General features: G+C 67.6%; 19 protein-coding genes. 7 read left to right on the top strand and 12 right to left on the bottom strand.

The window, feature by feature from the left end:
• Positions 1-144 precede the first annotated feature (144 nt).
• The 9 genes from EDF74_RS15960 to EDF74_RS15920 form a co-directional block, all read right to left on the bottom strand.
• Complete coding sequence (locus EDF74_RS15960) at positions 145-756, bottom strand: YbhB/YbcL family Raf kinase inhibitor-like protein (protein ID WP_123731034.1); 612 nt, start codon at positions 754-756, stop codon at positions 145-147.
• 10 nt (positions 757-766) lie between these two features.
• Positions 767-2,836 carry a tetratricopeptide repeat protein gene (locus tag EDF74_RS15955; RefSeq protein WP_123731033.1) on the bottom strand — a complete coding sequence of 690 codons (2,070 nt, stop codon included), beginning with the start codon at positions 2,834-2,836 and terminating at the stop codon, positions 767-769.
• 62 nt (positions 2,837-2,898) lie between these two features.
• Complete coding sequence (locus EDF74_RS15950; protein WP_184997348.1) at positions 2,899-3,894, bottom strand: YheT family hydrolase; 996 nt, start codon at positions 3,892-3,894, stop codon at positions 2,899-2,901.
• Positions 3,895-3,951: 57 nt separating this feature from the next.
• The gene (locus EDF74_RS15945) at positions 3,952-4,743 is read right to left on the bottom strand and encodes a lysophospholipid acyltransferase family protein (protein WP_123731031.1); all 792 of its coding nucleotides are present in this window, start codon (positions 4,741-4,743) and stop codon (positions 3,952-3,954) included.
• 181 nt (positions 4,744-4,924) lie between these two features.
• Positions 4,925-5,362, bottom strand: coding sequence for a hotdog fold thioesterase (locus EDF74_RS15940; RefSeq protein ID WP_123731030.1), 438 nt, complete (start codon positions 5,360-5,362; stop codon positions 4,925-4,927).
• A 19-nt stretch (positions 5,363-5,381) separates the two neighbouring features.
• Complete coding sequence (locus EDF74_RS15935) at positions 5,382-7,442, bottom strand: phospholipase D-like domain-containing protein (protein ID WP_123731029.1); 2,061 nt, start codon at positions 7,440-7,442, stop codon at positions 5,382-5,384.
• Positions 7,439-7,996: a YceI family protein gene (locus EDF74_RS15930; protein ID WP_260232303.1), complete on the bottom strand. Its 558-nt coding sequence runs from the start codon at positions 7,994-7,996 to the stop codon at positions 7,439-7,441. The genes EDF74_RS15935 and EDF74_RS15930 overlap by 4 nt, the downstream gene beginning before the upstream one ends.
• Before the next feature lie 42 nt (positions 7,997-8,038).
• Complete coding sequence (locus EDF74_RS15925; protein ID WP_123731027.1) at positions 8,039-8,515, bottom strand: SixA phosphatase family protein; 477 nt, start codon at positions 8,513-8,515, stop codon at positions 8,039-8,041.
• 13 nt (positions 8,516-8,528) lie between these two features.
• Positions 8,529-9,161 (bottom strand): ParA family protein, encoded by a 633-nt coding sequence (locus EDF74_RS15920; RefSeq protein ID WP_123731026.1) that lies wholly within the window; start codon positions 9,159-9,161, stop codon positions 8,529-8,531.
• 132 nt (positions 9,162-9,293) lie between these two features.
• On the opposite strand from EDF74_RS15920, the gene EDF74_RS15915 reads away from it, so the two are divergent.
• Positions 9,294-10,778: an AAA family ATPase gene (locus EDF74_RS15915; RefSeq protein ID WP_123731025.1), complete on the top strand. Its 1,485-nt coding sequence runs from the start codon at positions 9,294-9,296 to the stop codon at positions 10,776-10,778.
• A 10-nt stretch (positions 10,779-10,788) separates the two neighbouring features.
• Here EDF74_RS15915 and EDF74_RS15910 read toward each other — a convergent pair whose 3' ends face one another.
• From EDF74_RS15910 to EDF74_RS15900, 3 genes are all read right to left on the bottom strand, one after another.
• Entirely contained in the window at positions 10,789-11,706 is a 918-nt protein-coding gene (locus tag EDF74_RS15910) for an AEC family transporter (RefSeq protein ID WP_123731024.1), read from the bottom strand.
• A 110-nt stretch (positions 11,707-11,816) separates the two neighbouring features.
• Positions 11,817-12,455: a tetratricopeptide repeat protein gene (locus EDF74_RS15905; protein ID WP_123731023.1), complete on the bottom strand. Its 639-nt coding sequence runs from the start codon at positions 12,453-12,455 to the stop codon at positions 11,817-11,819.
• Positions 12,456-12,547: 92 nt separating this feature from the next.
• Entirely contained in the window at positions 12,548-13,171 is a 624-nt protein-coding gene (locus tag EDF74_RS15900) for a DUF938 domain-containing protein (RefSeq protein WP_123731022.1), read from the bottom strand.
• Positions 13,172-13,315: 144 nt separating this feature from the next.
• Between EDF74_RS15900 and EDF74_RS15895 the strand changes: the two genes are divergently transcribed.
• The 6 genes from EDF74_RS15895 to EDF74_RS15875 all read left to right on the top strand — a co-directional run bounded on the left by EDF74_RS15895 (position 13,316) and on the right by EDF74_RS15875 (position 19,882).
• Complete coding sequence (locus tag EDF74_RS15895; protein WP_184997333.1) at positions 13,316-14,944, top strand: TldD/PmbA family protein; 1,629 nt, start codon at positions 13,316-13,318, stop codon at positions 14,942-14,944.
• Positions 14,941-15,090, top strand: a complete 150-nt coding sequence (locus tag EDF74_RS18295) for a hypothetical protein (RefSeq protein ID WP_221180355.1) — start codon at positions 14,941-14,943, stop codon at positions 15,088-15,090. The genes EDF74_RS15895 and EDF74_RS18295 overlap by 4 nt, the downstream gene beginning before the upstream one ends.
• Entirely contained in the window at positions 15,077-16,711 is a 1,635-nt protein-coding gene (locus EDF74_RS15890; protein WP_123731021.1) for a TldD/PmbA family protein, read from the top strand. The genes EDF74_RS18295 and EDF74_RS15890 overlap by 14 nt, the downstream gene beginning before the upstream one ends.
• 20 nt (positions 16,712-16,731) lie before the next feature.
• Positions 16,732-18,066 carry a TldD/PmbA family protein gene (locus tag EDF74_RS15885; RefSeq protein WP_123731020.1) on the top strand — a complete coding sequence of 445 codons (1,335 nt, stop codon included), beginning with the start codon at positions 16,732-16,734 and terminating at the stop codon, positions 18,064-18,066.
• Positions 18,067-18,133: 67 nt separating this feature from the next.
• On the top strand, positions 18,134-18,835 hold the full coding sequence (locus tag EDF74_RS15880; protein WP_123731019.1) for a DUF4159 domain-containing protein: 702 nt from the start codon (positions 18,134-18,136) through the stop codon (positions 18,833-18,835).
• A 63-nt stretch (positions 18,836-18,898) separates the two neighbouring features.
• Complete coding sequence (locus EDF74_RS15875) at positions 18,899-19,882, top strand: AAA family ATPase (protein WP_123731018.1); 984 nt, start codon at positions 18,899-18,901, stop codon at positions 19,880-19,882.
• Position 19,883: the final 1 nt, after the last annotated feature.

Genomic DNA, 19,883 nt, shown 5'->3' with positions numbered 1-19,883 from the left:
GGGCCGCCCTTCTTCATCCTGTAGTGTCGGCCGCTGGCCGGCTCCCGATCTGTAGTGCCGGCCGCTGGCCGGCTCCCGATAGCGCGGTACCGACCAACGGTCGGTACCTACCGGCGCGCGCGCCGACCAACGGTCGGCCTCACCTCAGGCCAGCGCCGGATTCAACGTGTAGGTGCCATGCAGCGAGGCTTCGGCCAGCACGTGCCCGTGCATCGCGCGCAGCACGTCCGCTGCAGTGAACGGATCGGGCAGCGCCAGCTGCGCCACGTCCAGCGCGAACACGCGGAAGAAATAGCGATGCACGCGTTCGTCGTTGAACGGCGGGTACGGGCCGTCATAGCCCAGGTACTGGCCGGCCATGTCCGGATTGCCGGCAAACCAGCCGGTGAAATCGTTCAGGCCCTGGCGGCAGCCCGCAGGGCCCGCCGGCTGGGTCTTGCCGCGTACGGTGAAGCCGTCGCTGCAGCTGCCTGCGGCGAGCTCGCGCACGTCGGCCGGGATATCGGCCATCGCCCAGTGCGCGAAGTGCGCACGCGGCTGATCGCGTGGCACCGTGCAATCCTGGCGGCCCACCGTCTCCGGCACGGTCGGCACATCCGGGTCGATACACAACAACGCGAACGAACGGGTACCGGCCGGCACGTCGTGCCAGGCCAGCTGCGGGTTGCGGTTGGGCGCGAAGCCCTCGGCGTTGCCGGCCGCGAACGTGGCCGCGATCGGCTGCCCGTTGGTGATGCTGTCACTGCTCAGCTGCATGTGCGTCTCCTCACTCTTCCGGGTAGCCCAGGCGCACCGCGACCGAGGTCAGCAGCGCGAAGGCCGGGCCCATCTCATCGCGGTAGTCGCGCCAATGGCCGGGGGCCATGCGGGCCGGGCCGAGCGTGGGCGCGGGCGGGAAATGCATGCCGAACAGGTTGCCCAGATGATGTGCCATGGCCTGCGCGTCGTGGCCGATGTCATCGATGCGCACCAGCGCATTCGGGTACAGGTCCTGCTCGTGCAGGGTGGCGATCTGGGCGAGCGAGCGCGCCAGCCATTCGGCAGCTTCGTGCACCGAGTTCAACGCGAACGGTGCCGGTGCACCGAAGGCGATCCACTCCAGCAGCATGTCGCGCGGATCGCGCAGCGCGATGATCAGGCGGCCCTCCGGCAGCTGCGGGCGCAACGCCCACAGCAAGGCGTTGTCCCACCACAGCAGCCAGTCGATCACCGCACCTTCGGGAACGCCGCGGGCCGGCAGCTGGCTGCGCCATTGTTCTACAAGCGCCTCGGCAGTGAGCTTGCCGGTCGAGAGGTCCTGCAGCGTGTGATAGCTCTGGAAGGCATCGTTGGGCGGGGTCGCACCAAACCGATCCCCGCGCACCACCGGGCTGGCGGCGGCCATGGCCGCGACCACGCGCTCCACGCCCGAGCCCGGGGCACCCCAGACGAAGATCGGTGCAACAGCGTTGCCTTCGGGCACCGGTGCCAGGTCCGGCCAGCTCAGCGGCGCCTTGGCCTGGGGCGGCAGCGGCAGACGCTGCGGTGCTTCGGCGGCGTGCAGTTCGACCCACGTCCGGATCGCCTCACGGTACTGGCCAGCACGGTCCTGGACCGAGCCCAGCCACGCGCGCAGCGATGGCTTGGCCGCGTCCGGCGCGCCATCGTGCAGCGCCTGCACGCGGGCGATGGCGGCCGGGGGATCCCGCTTGAGCAGGCCGTCGACCAGCCGCATTTCGCCACTGGCACGGCCCGGTTCGAGGGTCACGATCCGCTCGGCCACGGCTTCGGCCGCGTCGTCTTCATTGTTCATGTCGTGCAGGCGCAGGCGGGTTTCCAGCGCCGGCAGGTGCTCGGGCATGGCCTCCAGCCAACGCTCGCCCACGGCAACCGCTTCCGGCCCACCGACCGGCTCCACGGTCAGGCGCGCCATCCACAGGTCATGCACCTGGGGGTGATCGGCCAGGGTCGCATCCAGCGTTTCGCGGGCCTGCTGTTCGCGGCCCAGGCGTTGCCAGGCCATCAGCAGCAGTTGCAGGGTGTGGCGATCGGCAGGCCACTGCGCCAGCACCGGCAGCAGCTGCTCCAGCGCCTGCAGCGGTTGCCCGGCCTGCAGTTCCAGCTCGCCGGCCAGACGGCGCATCGCCGGGGTATCACCGGCCGGGGTGGCCAGCACGTGGCGCATCATCTCGGCGGCCACATCCACGTGGCCCTGGCGAAGCGCCAGCTGCACGATCAGGCCCTGCAGCGAGGTGACGCTCGGGTTCAACTCGAGCACGCGGCGGAACGCCTGCTCGGCGAAGGCGAGCATGTCCTTGCCCAGATAGGCAAAGCCGAGGGCGTACAACACCCGCGAATCACCCGGCAGGGCTTCGCTGGCGGCCGACAGCAGCGACAGCGCGCGATCCACCTCGCCCCGGCGCAGCGCGACCATGCCTGACAGTGCGGCCAGTTCCGGGTGGTCTTCGTCCACGCGCGTGGCCAGGCGGGTCAGCCGCTCGGCTTCGTCCACATCGTTGCGGGCCAGCGCCAGGTGCGCCTGCATCACATAGGCGGAGAGCTCATTGGGATTGAGTTCGGCGGTGCGGTCCAGCGCCGAACCGGCGGCGTCGAACTGGCGCAGGGCCAACAGCAGGCCAGCCTGCTGCAGGTGCAGATCGGCGTTCTCCGGGGCGAGCGTCAGTGCCTGCTGCAGGCTGGTCAGCGCGTCGTCGAACTGGCCCTGCTGCTGCAGCGACAGCGACAGCCAGCGGTGCGCCTGCGGCTGCTCCGGCTCGGCCGTGGTCCATTCGCGCGCCAGTTGCACGGCGTCGTCCACCGCATTGCGGCGCAGGGCTTGAAGAATCTGGTCTTGCATGACGGTCCGAACTCGAGGGTCAAACCCCGATTGTAGCGGGGCCGGCCCGCCAGAACGGCCGATCAGGCGGGCGTGTTCGCCTCGATCCCCAGCCGCTGGGCCACCCAGCGCTCGGAGAAGCCATCGCCGCGCCAGTTCTCCAGGAAGCCGCAATGGCCGCCCCACGGGGCGATTTCCAGGTGGGCATGGGCCGGCAGGCGCCAGCCGTTGAAGGTGGTGAACGGGATCACCGGGTCGTCCTGGGCCATCAGGATGTCGGCCGGCACCTGCAGCCCGGCCAACCGGTCGCCGGCGATCGAGTAGCCATCGAAGTACGCCTGCAGGGAGCCGAAATCGGTGTGGTGCTCGACCAGCCAGGCGGTCAGTGCGCGGATGTCCAGCTTGAGCACGCGGTCGTCCCAGTCGCTCAGCTCGGGGAACAGGTCGCGCTTGCGGCGCAGCGAACCGGCCCACTTGCGCCGGAAGTACCAGTCGTACATCGCCGGGCCGTTCTCGATGCTCTCCATCGTGATGGCCGGGTCCAGCACCGGGCAGACCGAGGCGACCCGGCGCAACGGTACCCCGGCCGACGGTGCACGCAGGGCCAGGCGCAGCACGAAGTTGCCGCCCAGCGAATAGCCGGCGGCGACCAGCGGCAGCTCGGGCCAGCGCCGGGCGATGTCGCCGGCCGCCTGCACCACTTCATCGATGCGGTTGGAGTGGAAGATGCCGGGGTTGAGGTGATGGGTGTTGCCATGGTCGCGGAAGTTCAACCGCACCACGTCATAGCCTTCTTCAAGCAGCCGCGCGGCGGTCATCCGCATGTAGCTGGATTCGGCGCTGCCTTCCCAGCCGTGCAGCAGCAGCGCCATGCCGATTGGCTGACGGCCCTGGATATAGCTGTGCCAGCCCTGCAGGCGCACGCCTTCGCCACCATCCAGGATCAGCTCGTTGGACAGCGCGCCGGTGGCCGCAAGCAACACCAGGCCGCGCTGCATGCGCATGCGGCTGGAGCTGAGCATCGACTGCAGATGCGGATTGCGCAGCCAACGCGGCGGTTGATAGTCGGCAGCGGTCAACATGGGCGCGAGCCTGCTCCCGGCTGCGACGCTGGCGCGTGAAGGAACAGCACCGGGTTACTCGGCGGACATGGCCGCCAGGATGCGCGCGCGCGAGGTTTCCGCGATGCGCCGACGGCCTTCCAGATCGTGAGTACCAATAGGCGCGAGGAAGTGCACCTCGGCCCGCCGCGCCGGCTCGCCCAGCAGCCGCAGGAAGTTGGCGAAGAAGCTCTCTTTCGGGCCGAACGCGACGATGGTCTGTGCGTCACCGCGCACGCCATAGCGCAGTGCCACCGGCTGGATCGGCACCTGGGTCTCGACTGCGGCCTGGAAGATGCGCGCGTGGAACGGGCCCACTTCGTGCCCACCGCGGGTACGCCCTTCCGGGAACACGCCAACGGCTTTGCCCTCGCGCAGGCGCACCACCATTTCCTGCATCACGCCCCCCAGCGATTCCGTGCTGCCACGCTGATGGAAGATCGTCTGCCCGCGGGCCGCCAGCCAACCGACCACCGGCCACCCGGCGATCTCCTGCTTGGCCACGAAGCCCATCATCCGCTGGCTGTGCAGCATCGAGATGTCGACCCAGCTGACGTGGTTGGCCACGAACAGCACCGCGCCCGGCAGCGGTGTGCCGATCCGGTGCAGGCGGAAGCCGAAGATCCACATCAGGCCGGCCGACCAGGCGTTGACCGCGGCATGCTCGAACGTACGCTCGCCCACACGCACACGCCCCCACGGCGGCAGCATGGCGATCAGCAGCATCGGCAGGAACAGCAACAGGTGGACCAGCAGCAGCGGTACGCGGTACAGGTAACGGCACACACGCGCCACGCCGCCACGTGAGGCCGGAGTGGGGGAATTCATCCGCGAACGATACCCGAGCGCCGCAGGCTCTGCCAGCGGAATCCGGACAATTCCATGACAGCGGCACGCCACTCGCCGCACGCGGTCAAGCCGGTGCCCCTGCACGGCACAGCCACCGGGGCGACATGCGCCGGCGCACTGTCATGGCCGGTGCAACACAGCGTCCATGCCATGCCGCCGATCAGCCCGGCCGGACCGCCGGAACAACCGCCAGCGTCAACCGCGAGGTGCAGACCAGCTTGCCGGCCTCATCTTCGATACGGATGTCCCAGACCTGGGTGCTGCGGCCGACGTGCACCGCACGCGCGGTACCGGTGACGGTGCCGGCGCGCACGGCGCGGATATGGTTGGCGTTGATCTCCAGCCCGACGCAGACCTGCGCGCTGGTATCCACACACAGGTTGCCGGCACTGCTGCCGAGCGTCTCGGCCAGCACCACCGACGCACCGCCATGCAGGATGCCGTACGGCTGGCGGGTACGTTCGTCGACCGGCATGGTCGCGCTGATCCAGTCCTCGCCCACCGCGGTGAACGTGATGCCCAGGTGCTCGATGAGTGTGTTGCGACCAAGGTCGTTGAGTGTCTCGAGGGACACCGCGTCGCGGAATACCTGGGGCATGCAGCTTCTCCGTGGAGGATTACAGAATCGGAACCAGCCCGGCGCCGAAGGCGGTCAGCATGCGCACCAGCAACCACTTCGGCCCGACATTCACCTCGGGGAAGTCACCGACGGCGACATAGCAGGTATGGAACGCCGGGTCCTGCCGCCGCAGCGGCTCGGGGCACGCCGGGCCCGGCTGGAATTCGTAATCGGTGGCGTAGCGCCATGGCCAGAAATCGAGCACGGGCAATGCTTCGGAGGCCTTGCCGACGCTGTAGTTCAATCCGGACAGCACCGGCGGCTTGGCACGCGGCGCCACCACCCAGGAGTTCTGCGGGTGGATGTCGCGCAGGATGCTCTGTGCCAGCGCCTCGGCGAACACCGGGTCATCGATGATCACCGCGCCTTCGGTGTTGTAGTTCTCGCTGCGCGGGTCGAAGTTGTGCGTGCCGATCACGCCGATGCGACGGTCCACCACCAGCGACTTGGCATGCAGCCCCATGCGGGCGCCCGTGCGGGTGACCGGCAACGGCTTGTTGACCGCCTTGGTACCGAGGAAGGACGGCCGGGTTTCAGCACGCAGCACGCGGCGCTCGACCACGCTGCCATCCATGCGCCGCCGCGCGGAGGGGCCCGGCGTGGGCTGGCGGGTGACCCGGGGAACAGCATCGGCATCACTGCCGGTATCACTGCTGCGACGGCTGTCGGCACTGCCACTGCTGCGCGCATTGCTGCCGGCCGCACTGCCGCCAAGCAGGCTGCTGCGCCGGCCCGGCGAAGACGATGCTTCGGTGCCCAGCGGCGCCGGCAGCAGGTTGCGGTAGTCCACCGGGGCATCCAGCGGGAACGGCTTGAACTCGTAGACGTTGAAGCCCAGCTCGCGCAGGTTGCGGCGTTTGTACTTGTAGGACAGCGCATAGACGATCGGGTTGTCGGTGGCGGCCAGGCTGTTGGTGGACACCACCACGCGCGGTGCATGCTCGCGCTTGCGCAGATCGCGGAACAGGCGCTGGGCCGGCTTGGACAGCACCAGGTACGGGGTCTGCAGCAGCACCTCGGTCTGTGCGCTGGCAATCAGCGAATCCAGCTGCGGCTCGGTCACGTGCTGGCCGTTGGCCGGTTGGCTGGCCCGTTCGCGGCGGTGCTTGCGCGGCAGATCCGCTACGTACTGCACCGAGGCCACCGGCAGGGCGGTATCGACGAAGGTGCGGCGAACGTAGTCGGGGTCGTTGGCCTCTTCGCTGACCCGTTCGAGTCGCTCCGGTCGCCGCACATCGGCCGGCGGCATGGCCGGGACACCCTGGCGCAGCAGCGTGCGCCCAACATCATTGAGGCGTTCGGCCGGCACGCTGCGCGGCGCGCGCCAGAACGCATCGAAGTTGGCGGCCATCTCGCGCACTTCCGGGCCGGCCACGATCACGTCGCGGTCGCGGAAGTTGTATTCGCTGTCCCAGTCGTAATAGTCGTCCTGGTAGTTGCGCCCGCCGACCACGCCGAGTGCATCGTCGACCACCAGCAGCTTGTTGTGCATGCGCTGGTTGAAGCGGCGGAAGCAGCACACCACGCTGGCCGCGTAGTCGAAGTAGTTCAGGCGCGCCTTGCCGAAGGTCGGGTTGTAGACCCGCAGCTCGAAGTTCGCATGGCTGCCGGACAGGGCCCCCAGGATTTCCAGATCGGAGATCGCCGAGAGCTGATCGATCAACAACCGGACCTTGACCCCGCGGCGCGCGGCCGCCTGCAGCTCGTCCAGCACCAGCCGGGCGCTGTCGTCCTTGTCGAAGATGTAGGTCTGCAGGTCGATGCTGCGCGTGGCACTGCGAATCAGGTTCAAACGCGCGACGAGGGCGACTTCGCCTTCGTCCAGGATGGTGGCGTAGTGGCGCGGCTGGCCGGCGTGGGATTCGGCGAACGCGCGGCCCCCGAGGGCGCGCAGCGGTGAATCCAGCGCGCAGCGGTCCGCCTGGGTGCAGTCAACCACGGTCGAGCGCGCCTGCACGGCGATGCCGGCCGCGCGGTCGCGCTCGGCGTTGGACAGCGAGGCACAGCCGCTGCCCAGCAACAGCGTTGCCAGCACCAACAGACGCAGCAATGGATTCACGGTTTCGGCGCCTCGCTCAGACGCGCACGCAATACAAAGGTCACTCGATCACTCAAGGCAAGCTGCCAGCTGTCCATTCCATACCGGCCACGTTGGACGGTACCGCGGCTGACGACGTCGCAATCATACCCGGCCCGGGCACACTCGGGCGCTTCCACCCGCAGGGTCTCCGGGTGGCTGACCCCGCGCAGGATCAGGCGGCCTTCAATGGCACCGCCCTTCTCCACCACCTCCGGCCAGTAGGGCAGCGAGTCGAACTCGACCACCGGATAGCGGGCCGAGTCGAAAAACTCCTCGCCCCGCATCCAGCCGGTGTAGCGGGGTTTGCCGGGAATCTCGACATAGCGGGTGAACATCCGCAGGTGCACCTGGTGGCGACCGTCGGAGAGCACCTCGATGTTGCCTTCGAAGCGGGGGAATACCCCCTCCATGCGTTGCCCCAGCCGGGTCCGGATCTCAAACCCGAAGCGCGACTTGGCCGTGTCGAAGGCCAGCGCATGGCTGGTCGGTGCCGGTACGGACGACGGCGGGGCGGCATGCACCGCCCCTGCCATCAGCAGTAGCCCGACCCACGCCGCGCGGACTGCCCACACGGGTTATGGCCACCAGAACGCGGTCAAGCTGGCGACACCCGGCTCGATGGCAGCATCACGGTCGAACGCCAGCACCGCGATCCCGCCCGGCGGCATGCCGCGGTAGTCGCTGCTGGTGCCTTCACTCATCAAGGCGACCAGCTGCTCCAGGCCGGGGTTGTGGCCGACCACCAGCAGGCGGTCGACATCACGACGGGCATCGATCAACCCCATCAGGGTGCCCGGGGTGGCATCGTAGACGGCATCTTCCAGCCGCTTCTCGACGAACCCGGTGATGCCCAGCACGGCTTCGAGGGTTTCGCGGGTCCGCCGCGACGGCGAGCACAACACGCAGTCGGGCAGCAGGTTGTTTTCCTTGAGCCAGCGGCCGGCGGCCTCGGCTTCGGCCAGACCGACCGGCGACAGCGGGCGGTCCAGATCGGCCTGGCCGGTGCTGGCGGCTTCGGCATGGGCGTGACGCAGCAGTATCAGTTCTCGCATGGGATCTCTCGTGTCAGGCGTTCTTCAGCCACTTCAACAGCGGCTCCCAGTCACTCTGGTGCTCGCGCACCTGGGCCGAGCGGTAGTCGAACAGACTCCGGCCCAGCCCGACCATCACCACATAGCTTTGGCTGTCGCGCAACTGTGCGACGACCTCGTACGGCCATTCGGCCAACATCTGTATCGCCTGCTGCGAGGTCTGCGTCCAGGGCTTGGTGCGGTTGAGCACCAGGCCGACCGGCAGGCGGCGGTTATGTACGCGGGGAACTTTGGACAGGCTGTTGAGGAAGCCGACGATGGCTTCGATGTCCAGCGCGGATGGCAGCACCGGCACCACGACGGCATCGGCCGCGTCCAGGAAATGGGGAATATCGTCGGCCATCGCACCGGCCGGGGCATCGATGATGACCTCGTCGGTGCCCTCGGGAACCAGTCGTTCCCAGCTCTTTTTGCGGTACACGTCGATCGGCAGCACGGCACTTTCCAGGACCGAGCGGCGTTGCGCCCAGCGGGTGCTGGAGCCTTGTGGATCGGCATCGGCCAGGACGGTCCGTTTGCCTGCCAATGCCGAATGCGCCGCCAGGTGGGTGGCGACGGTGGTCTTGCCCACCCCGCCCTTGGAACCGGCCACCAGGATCGTCTTCATGCAAGCCTCGCTTCCGGGAAACGTTCCGGCAGCCTACACCGGCGCCTGTGACGGAGATAGTCGCAGCGCTGAACCAGAACGGGCGGCCGCGGCTTTGCTATCGTGGATGGTTCCAATGGATTGACCGCCGGCATGAGCGAACTACAGGACCTGAGCGCGTTGATCCGCGCCAACACCCCGCTGATCATCATCGAGACCCAGGATGAAGGCCGCGTGGTGGAGCTGTTCCGGCAGACCCTGATGCATGTCTGGCGTGCCCTGCACCGCTGGTCGATCACCGAAGGCCTGCGCCGGATCGACATGGACCGCGAGGACGACCCGGTCGGTCCGCCCGATGCCAGCGCGGCCCTGCAGATGATCCGCCAGGCCGAGCAGCGCGGCATCTACCTGCTGCTCGATTTCCATCCGTACCTGGGCTATGCCAGCCACCAGCGCGCGCTGCGCGACCTGATCCAGCGGCGGCATTGCGAGGCCCACGTGCTGGTACTGATCGGGGCCAAGGTCGAGCTGCCGGCCGAGCTGGAAGCGCTGGCCACCCGCTTCAACCCGCGCCTGCCCGACCTCAATGCCCTGTTGAAGATGCTGCGCGAGGAAGCCGAAGCCTATGCCCGCGAGAACGGCGGGCGGCGCGTGGAAGTGGACAACGAGGCCGTGCAGAAGATCCTGCACAACCTGCGCGGGCTGAGCCTGGTCGACGCGCGGCGGATCGCCCGGCAGCTGATCTTCGCCGATGGCGCCCTCAGCCAGGATGACCTGCCGCAGCTGGCCCGGCTCAAGTTCGAGCTGCTCAACCGCGCCGGGCACCTGCACTTCGAGTACGACACCACGCGGTTTGCCGATGTGGCCGGCGCCAATCGGCTCAAGCGCTGGGTCAACCAGCGTCGCCCGGTGTTCCTGGGCGGTGCCGGCCCGGCCGGCCTGGACCCGCCCAAGGGCATGCTGCTGCTCGGCGTGCAGGGCTGCGGCAAATCGATGCTGGCCAAGGCGACCGCCGCCGGGTTTGGCGTACCGCTGCTGCGGCTGGATTTCGGCAGCCTGTACGACAAGTACCACGGTGAGACCGAGAAGAACCTGCGCGACGCACTCGCCTCTGCCGAGCAGCTGGCGCCCTGCGTGCTGTGGATCGACGAGATCGAAAAAGGCCTGGCCAGTGGCGGCGAAGACGGCGGTGTGTCGCGCCGCGTGCTCGGCCACCTGTTGACCTGGCTGGCCGAGCGCAAGAGCACCGTGTTCATCGTTGCCACCGCCAACCAGGTGCATGAACTGCCGGCCGAGCTGCTGCGCAAGGGCCGCTTCGACGAGATCTTCTTCGTGGATCTGCCCGATGCCAACACCCGGGTGGAGCTGCTGCGGCTGCACCTGGGCAAGCGTCAGCTCAACGCCGACGACTTCGCGCTGCCCGCCCTGGCGGCGGCAGCGGACGGCTTCTCGGGCGCGGAGATCGAACAGGCCGTGGTATCGGGCCTGTATGCCGCGCATGCCGAGTCACGCGTGCTGGATACCGAGCTGTTGATGCAGGAAGTCCGCGGCAGCCGGCCGTTGTCGGTGCTGATGGCAGAACAGGTCACCGCGCTGCGCGAGTGGGCGCGCGGGCGCACCGTCAGCGCGGACGAATGATCCGCGCGCGTCATCCCGCCAGGCGGTGCAACACCCACACCCACGCCGGCAGCGTCACCAGCGACAGCAGGATGCCGTAGCCAACCAGCGCGGCCGCCAGGCGCGGGGCGAGGCGATGTGACATCGCCAGCGCGGCGGCGGTGATCATGGTCGGCATCGCCGACTCCAGCACATTGGCCTGCAGCATCGCGCCCTGCAACCCGAACGCCCAAGAGATGGGCAGCGCCAGCGCCGGCATCACCAGCAGCTTCAGCAGCAACCCGATGCCCAGCGGCTTGAGCTCGTCCAGTGGCAGGCGCAGCTGGATGGAAAAACCGACTGCCAGCATCACCAGCGGCAGCATCGCATCGGCGAGCTGCTTCAGCCCGGTGCCGATCCAGCCCGGCGGCTGCTCAGGCATCAGGGTCAGCGCGAACAGCAACGCCCACAACGGCGGGAACTTCGCGATCCGCAGCAGGATCTGCGCGGCGGTCGGCGGGGTGTCGCCGCTGTAGCGCGCGATCACATACAGGCCGAACGTGGACAGCAGCACGAAGGTGCCGAACTGGTCGTAGACCACCGCATAGGGCAGCGCATGATCACCGATCAGCGCGCGCACCATCGGGTAACCGATGAAACTGGAATTGGCCAGCGCCACGCAGATCAGCAGCACCGCATGCACATCGCGGGCGAAGCCGAAGGCGCGCGTGGCCAGGCTCACTGCCGCGAGTGTGCACAGCATCAACAGCCACGGCGTGGCGACCAGCCCGATCAGGCTGGTATCCAGATGCAGGCGGGGGACGTAGATCAGCACCGCCGCGGGCAGGCAGACGTACAGCACGATGCGGTTCAGCACATCGGCGGTGTTCTCCGGCAGCGCGCGCAGGCGCGAGAAGACCATGCCCAGGCCGAGCATGGTCAGGATCAGCGCGAATGCATCGAAGGCCATCGCGACAGCCTAGCCCACTCGGCCGCCACCGCCGCCCCGACGATGGTCGAAGCGTGATCCTCCCACGGTATGCGCCGGGCCTGCCCGCTTGCCCGGGCAGGCCCGCGCGATCACGGCCAGGCCGGCGGCTTTTCCGCCCATGCCTGCTGGATCTCGGCGAGCGTGGCGCGTTCGCTGTCGCGCCAGCCCGGCAACAGGGCGGCGTAGCGATCCGTTCCGCTCCATTGTTGCGGCTCGGTGCGCACCGCAGCGGCATACCACTGCACCGCATCGCTCTTGCGGCCCAGGGTCCACAGGGCCAGCGCGAAGGTGGGCGGTACCCATGACGGGTTGCCACGCAGGCCCGCCTGGGCGGCCGACCAGTGCGCCAGCGCCGCCTCGGGCTCGCCCAGCCGGAACAGATCCCAGCCATAGTTCCAGCGGACCGAACGGCCCTGCACCGAGGTGGCCGTCGCCGCCGTCGTCGCCTGCTCGTACAGGCTTCGCCCCAGTTCCGGCCGCCCCTGCGCGATCGCCACACCGGCCAACTGCACGGTCGCCTCCAGCGATTTGCGGCCGCGCTCGCGGTGTTTCATCAATTGGTCGACGAGATCCCCACCCTCGCCCTGCACCACCACCATCGGGGTGGCGGCCACGTCGTTGTCGAAGTAGAACTCCTGCACCGCCGGCAGCGATTGCGCCGACGCGTTGAACACACAGGCCCCTACGGCCAGCGCCAGGCTGGCCAGCATCTGTCTTGCAACTGCCATGCAAACTCCCCCAGGTTGTCACAACAACCTCCCCTCCTGATCCTAACCGCAGCGCGCGCCCGGAACCAAGCGCCGCCGACCAACGGTCGGATCTAGCGGGTGCGCCGCCAGACCCGCAGCCGGTTGTTGGCCGGCATCGCGGCATCCTCGATCAGCACCAGGCCCACTCCGGCCGCCAGCGCATCCACCGCCTCGGCATCGCGGATGCCCGAGGCCGGATCGCGCGCCTTCAGCCAGCCATCGAACTGGCGATTGCTCTCGCTGCTGAAGGTCCCCTGCTCGTTGAAGGGGCCGTAGACACACAGCAGCGCATCATCGGCCATGACTGTCGGCAACCCGGCGAACAGGGCCTGGACGTGCGCCCAGCTCATGATGTGCAGCGTGTTGGCACTGAACACCGCATCGAACGCCAGCGGCGCGGCGGGCAGCGGCCCCAGCCCCGGCACCGGCGACAGTACCGCCTGCAAGGGCCACGGTGCCGGTGTGTTGGGCAGGCCGGCGGCCTGCAGCCGCTCGGCGATCCCGGGCAGATGATCCGGATGGTCGCTCGCCTGCCAGTGCAGATGCGGTAGTGCACCTGCGAAGTGCTCCGCGTGCTGGCCGGTACCGCTGCCGATCTCCAGCACCCGCTGGCGCGTGGCAAGGTGGCGCTGCAGTACCGCCAGGATGGGCGCGCGATTGCGCTCACAGGCCTCGGACCAGCGCATCTTACTCATGGGAATGTCACATCGGCAGGGAATCGATGTCCATCCAACCATGACCGCAGTCACTTGTGCCACCCTGTCATGGCGTTGAAAGTCGAAGGCTTGTCCAACGCCGCCGGCCCTCGTGCCGTCGGCCGTCCTTGGGGGATGTGAGCTGTGCAACGTCGTGAGTTCCTAGCGCTGTCTGGAATGGGCCTGGCTGGCCTGGTACTGCCGCACGGTCGGCTGATCGCCGCCGAGCAACTGCTCGAACCGGGCGATGTGGGCCGCCAGAAGGCGCTGGCCGAGGCTGCGCTCGCCGCCGCCAAGCGCGCCGGTGCCAGTTACTGCGACGTGCGCATCGGCCGCTACCTCAACCAGGCGGTGATCACCCGCGAGGCCAACGTCCAGAACGTCACCAACAGCGAATCCTCGGGCATCGGCATCCGGGTGATCGTCAACGGCGCCTGGGGCTTTGCCGCAACCCATCTGCAGACGCCGGCCGCGGTGCTGGCCACCGTCGAACAGGCCGCGGCAATCGCCCGCGCCAACGCCGGCATCCAGACCCGTCCCGTGCAGCTGGCCCCGGTCACCGGGGTGGGCGATGTGAGCTGGAAGACCCCGATCCGCAAGAACGCGATGGCGGTGCCGATCAAGGACAAGGTCGACATGCTGCTGTCGCTGAACGCAGCCGCGCTCAATGCCGGCGCCGACTTCATCAACTCCACGCTGTTCCTGGTCAACGAGCAGAAGTTCTTCGCCTCCAGCGATGGTTCCTTCATCGACCAGGACGTGCACCGCATCTGGCTGCCCTTCACCGCCACCGCGATCGACAAGGCCAGCGGCAAGTTCCGCACCCGCGCCGGGCTGTCCTCGCCGATGGGCATGGGCTACGAGTTCCTGGATGGCGAGGCGCGCGGCAAGATCGCGCTGCCCGGCGGGGTGGTCGCCTACCGTGACTCCTACGATCCGGTGGAGGACGCGATCGCCGCGGCCCGCCAGGCGCGGGAGAAGCTCAAGGCGCCGTCGGTCAAGCCGGGCAAGTACGACCTGGTGCTGGACCCGTCCAACCTGTTCCTCACGATCCACGAGAACGTCGGCCACCCGCTGGAGCTGGACCGCGTGCTCGGTTACGAGGCCAACTACGCCGGCACCAGTTTCGCCACGCTGGACAAGCGCGATGCGGGCTTCCGCTGGGGCAGCGACATCGTCAACTTCTTCGCCGACAAGACCGCCCCGGGCAGCCTGGGCGCGGTGGGCTACGACGATGAAGGCGTGAAGACCAAGCGCTGGGACCTGGTCAAGGACGGCATCCTGGTCAACTACCAGGCCACCCGCGACGAGGTGCATATCCTTGGCGAGAAGGAGAGCCACGGCTGCAGCTACGCCGATTCGTGGTCCAGCGTGCAGTTCCAGCGCATGGCCAACGTGTCGCTGGCGCCGGGCAGGACCCCGCTGAGCGTGGCCGACATGATCAAGAACGTGGAGAACGGCATCTACATCCACGGCCGTGGCTCCTACTCGATCGACCAGCAGCGCTTCAACGCGCAGTTCGGCGGCCAGCTGTACTACCAGATCAAGAACGGTGAGATCACCGGCATGGTCGAGGACGCCGCCTACCAGATCCGCACGCCGGAGTTCTGGAATGCCTGCAGCGCAATCTGCGACGAGCGCGACTTCCGCTTCGGCGGTTCGTTCTTCGATGGCAAGGGCCAGCCGGGCCAGGTCTCGGCGGTCTCGCACGGCTCGTCGACCACGCGCTTCGATGGCATCAACATCATCAACACCGCGCGCAGCCTGGGATGAGCCTGTCCCTGCTCCGTGCCGAATGTCACTACCGCGGCGCCCGCATGGCCGCAAGAATCGGCTGTGCCGCCGCGGCGGTCGCCCTGATGTCGCTGTTTCCCTGCCACCCCCACACCGACGTGGAGAGCTGCCTTGCAAAGACGTGACTTTCTCGCCCTGACCGGGCTTACCGCTGGCGGACTGATCGTGCCGTCGTTCTTCGGCAAGGTCATTGCCGCCGAACAACTGCAGAGCGCACTCGATCCGGCGCTCAAGAAGCGCTTGGCCGATGCCGCCCTGGCCGCCGCGCGCCAGGCCGGCGCGACCTACTGCGACGTGCGTATCGGCCGCTACCTGCGCCAGTACGTGATCACCCGCGAGGACAAGGTCCAGAACGTGGTGAACACCGAATCGACCGGTGTGGGCATCCGCGTGATCGTCAACGGCGCCTGGGGCTTTGCCGCCACCAACCAGCTCGGCACCACCGATGTGGCGCGTGCCGCGCAGCAGGCCGCCGCGATCGCCAAGGCCAACGCCGGCGTGCAGACCGCCCCGGTGCAGCTGGCCGCCGCACCCGGCGTGGGTGAGGTGTCCTGGCGCACGCCGATCCGCAAGAACGCGATGGACGTGCCGATCAAGGAGAAGGTCGAGCTGCTGCTGGACGTCAATGCAGGTGCGATGGGCGCCGGCGCCAGCTTCGTCAACTCGATGCTGTTCCTGGTCAACGAGCAGAAGTACTTCGCCTCCACCGACGGCTCCTACATCGACCAGGACGTGCACCGCATCTGGGCACCGATGACGGTCACCGCGATCGACAAGAGCACCGGCAAGTTCCGCACCCGCTCGGGGCTGTCCTCGCCGATGGGCCTGGGCTACGAGTACCTTGATGGCGTCGGCACCGGCAAGGCGGTCTCGCCCAACGGCGTGGTCAACTACCGCAACTCCTACGACATGAAGGCCGATGCGATCGCCGCGGCCAAGCAGGCGCAGGAAAAGCTCAAGGCACCGTCGGTGAAGCCAGGCAAGTACGACCTGATCCTGGATCCGTCGCACACCTGGCTGACCATCCACGAGTCGGTCGGCCACCCGCTGGAACTGGACCGCGTGCTCGGCTACGAAGCCAACTACGCCGGCACCAGCTTCGCCACGCTGGACAAGCGCGAGCAGCATTTCCAGTACGGCAGCGACAAGGTCAACATCTTCGCCGACAAGACCCAGCCGGGCAGCCTCGGTGCGGTCGGCTACGACGATGAAGGCGTCAAGACCAAGCGCTGGGACCTGATCAGCGAAGGCAAGCTGGTGGATTACCAGACCATCCGCGACCAGGCCCATATCCTGGGCAAGACCGAGTCCGACGGCTGCTGCTATGCCGATTCCTGGTCCAGCGTGCAGTTCCAGCGCATGGCCAATGTCTCGATGGCGCCGGGCAAGACCAAGCTGAGCGTGGCCGACATGGTCAAGGACGTCGAGAACGGCATCTACATCATCGGCGACGGTTCGTTCTCCATCGATCAGCAGCGCTACAACGCGCAGTTCGGTGGCCAGCTGTTCTATGAGATCAAGAACGGCCAGATCACCCGCATGCTCGAGGACGTGGCCTACCAGATCCGCACGCCGGAGTTCTGGAACGCCTGCACTGCCGTGGCCGATGAAAGCGACTACCGCCTGGGCGGTTCGTTCTTCGATGGCAAGGGCCAGCCCGGCCAGGTCTCGGCGGTCTCGCACGGTTCGTCCACCGCGCGCTTCAACGGCATCAACGTCATCAACACCGCGCGCAGCCTCGGCTGACCGGTCAGGAGCCCCAATCCATGAGTATCTTCACCGAAGCCCAGGCCAAGGCCATCCTCGACAAGGTCATCGCGCTCTCCAAGGCCGATGAGTGCACCGCCGTGCTGGCCGGCTCGATCGACGGCAACATCCGTTTCGCACTGAACAACGTCTCCACCAGCGGGATCGTCGACAACACCGAACTGGCCGTGACGGTCGCCTTCGGCAAGCGCGTCGGCACCGCCTCGATCAACGAGTTCGACGACGCCGCGCTGGAACGCGTGGTGCGCCGTGCCGAAGATCTGGCCCGCCTGGCCCCGGAGAACCCGGAGTTCCTGCCGGCGATCGGCAAGCAGACCTACCGGTCCAGCCCGACCTTCAGCGAATCCACCGCGGCCATCGACCCGGCCTTCCGCGCCAAGGTTGCCGCCGATTCGATCGCGCCGTGCCGTGGCAACGGCCTGATCGCCGCCGGCTTCCTGGAAGACGGCCAGAGCTTCCAGGCCACCGCCAACAGCAACGGCAACTTCGGTTACCAGCGCGGCACCAACTTCGATTACACCTGCACCGTGCGCACCGAAGACGGCCGCGGCTCGGGCTGGGTCGGCCGCAACCTCAAGGATGCTGCCGATTTCAAGGCCGACCAGGACATCCGCATCGCCATGCGCAAGGCCACCGAATCGGCCGAAGCCAAGGCGTTGGAGCCGGGCAAGTACACGGTGATACTGGAGCCGGCGGCCGCGGCCGGCCTGATCAGCTTCATGATGAACTTCTTCGATGCGCGCTCGGCCGATGAAGGCCGCAGCTTCCTCTCCAGGAAGGGCGGCGGCAACAAGCTCGGCGAACAGGTCTACGACCCGCGCGTGAACATGGTGGCCGACCCGTGGCACCCGGACGCGGCCGTGCTGCCGTGGGACAACGAAGGTCAGCCACGCGAGAAGCTGGACATCATCAAGGATGGCAAGATCGCCAACCTCAACTACTCGCGTTTCTGGGCGCAGAAGCAGGGCAAGACCGCCAACGCGCGGCCGGGCAACCTGCTGATGGCCGGTGGCGACAAGAGCACCGCCGAGCTGGTCCGTGGCACCCAGAAGGGCATCCTGGTCACGCGTACCTGGTACATCCGCATGGTCGATCCGCAGACCGTGCTGCTGACCGGCCTGACCCGCGATGGCACCTTCTACATCGAGAACGGCCAGATCAAGCACCCGGTGAAGAACTTCCGCTTCAACGAGTCGCCGGTGATCATGCTCAACAACATCGAAGAACTGGGCAAGCCGGTGCGTGTGGCCGGTGACGAGTCCAGCCTGGTGATGATGATCCCGCCGATGAAGCTGCGCGATTTCACCTTCACCTCGTTGTCCGACGCGGTCTGATGAACGGTCGTGACGGCCACTGGCCGTCTCTTCGTCTGACCGGTGACACCCGGGAACGTGCGTGGCGATGAACCGCGCACAGTTCCTGCGCCTGATGCTGGGCAGTGCCGCGTTCGCGGCATTGCCCGCGCCGGCACGCGCCCAGGCCGGGCGTTATGACTTCTGGTTTACCCGCCTCAAGTACGACTCCGGGGACTGGGACGTGGATGCGCGCATGCCATCCAACGTGATCACCTCGCTGATCGATTACACCTCCCTGCGCGTGGACCCGACCGAACATGTGATCGCACTGTCCGATCCGCGCATGCTGGAGGCGCCGTTCTGCTACCTGGCCGGGCACAAGCTGGTCGAGTTCAACGCGGCCGAGCGGCAGAACTTCGTGCGCTATGTGCGCAATGGCGGCTTCGTGTTCGTCGATGACTGCAACCACGACATCGACGGCCTGTTCGCGACCTCCTTCGAAGCGCAGATGGCCAAACTGTTCGGGCCCAAGGCACTGACCAAGCTGCCCAACAACCACGCGCTGTACCGCAGTTTCTTCCGCTTTCCCGAGGGCCCGCCGGCCACCGGGTTCGAGCTCAATGGCTGGGGCGATGATCTGGTCCACGATTACCTCAAGGGCATCCAGATCGATGGCCGCCTCGGCGTGCTCTACAGCAACAAGGATTACGGGTGCGAGTGGGACTACGACTGGCGCAACAAGCGCTTCCTGGCCGAAGACAACACCCGTTTCGCGGTCAACATCGTGATGTATGCGTTGAACAGTTAGGTTCCTTCCTGCATTTTCAGCCACGCATGGCGTGGCTCTACACCGATTTTCTGCGAGTGCCTTATGACGACCGACCGCCTTGATGCCCTTCTTCCCAAACTGCAGCAGCTGCGCGGCGCGCTGGCCCAGGCCGTGGTCGGCCAGCACGCGGTGGTCGAGCAGCTGCTGATCGGCCTGCTGGCCGGCGGCCACTGCCTGCTCGAAGGCGCGCCCGGGCTGGGCAAGACCCTGCTGGTGCGCTCGCTCGGACAGGCGCTGGAGCTGCAGTTCCGGCGTGTGCAGTTCACCCCCGATCTGATGCCCAGCGACATCCTCGGCACCGAGCTGCTGGAAGAGGACCACGGCACCGGCCACCGTCACTTCCGCTTCCAGAAAGGCCCGATCTTCACCCACCTGCTGCTGGCCGACGAACTCAACCGCACCCCGCCCAAGACCCAGGCCGCGCTGCTGGAGGCAATGCAGGAGCGCACCGTCAGCTACGCCGGCACCACCTATACGCTGCCCGCACCGTTCTTCGTGCTGGCCACGCAGAACCCGATCGAGCAGGCGGGCACCTACCCGCTGCCCGAAGCGCAGCTCGACCGCTTCCTGCTGCACGTACGGGTGGACTACCCCACCGAGCAGGAAGAGCGCGACATCCTGCTGCAGACCACCGGCAACGCCAGTGGCAGCGTGCCCAAGGTGATGGACGCCGACGAGGTACTGGCGCTGCAGGCCGCGGTGCGCCAGGTTCACATCAGCGAAGACGTCCTCACCTGGATCACGCGCCTGGTGCGTGCCAGCCGCCCTGGCAGCGATGCGCCGGCCGCGGTGAACCAGTGGATCAAGTGGGGCGCCGGCCCGCGCGCCGGGCAGTCGCTGGTACTGGCGGCCAAGGCGCGCGCGCTGTTGCAGGGCCGTTTCGCCGCCACGCGCGAGGATGTGCAGGCACTGGCGGCACCGGTGATGCGTCACCGGCTGCTGCTGTCGTTTGCCGCCGAAGCCGAGCAGAAGAGCGCTGACGATGTGGTCGCCGCGCTGCTGCAGGCCGTGCCGTTCCCGGGGTGAT

This window comes from Stenotrophomonas rhizophila, assembly GCF_003751305.1.
GTDB lineage: Bacteria > Pseudomonadota > Gammaproteobacteria > Xanthomonadales > Xanthomonadaceae > Stenotrophomonas > Stenotrophomonas rhizophila_B.
This window is presented reverse-complemented; position numbering and strand designations above follow the sequence as displayed.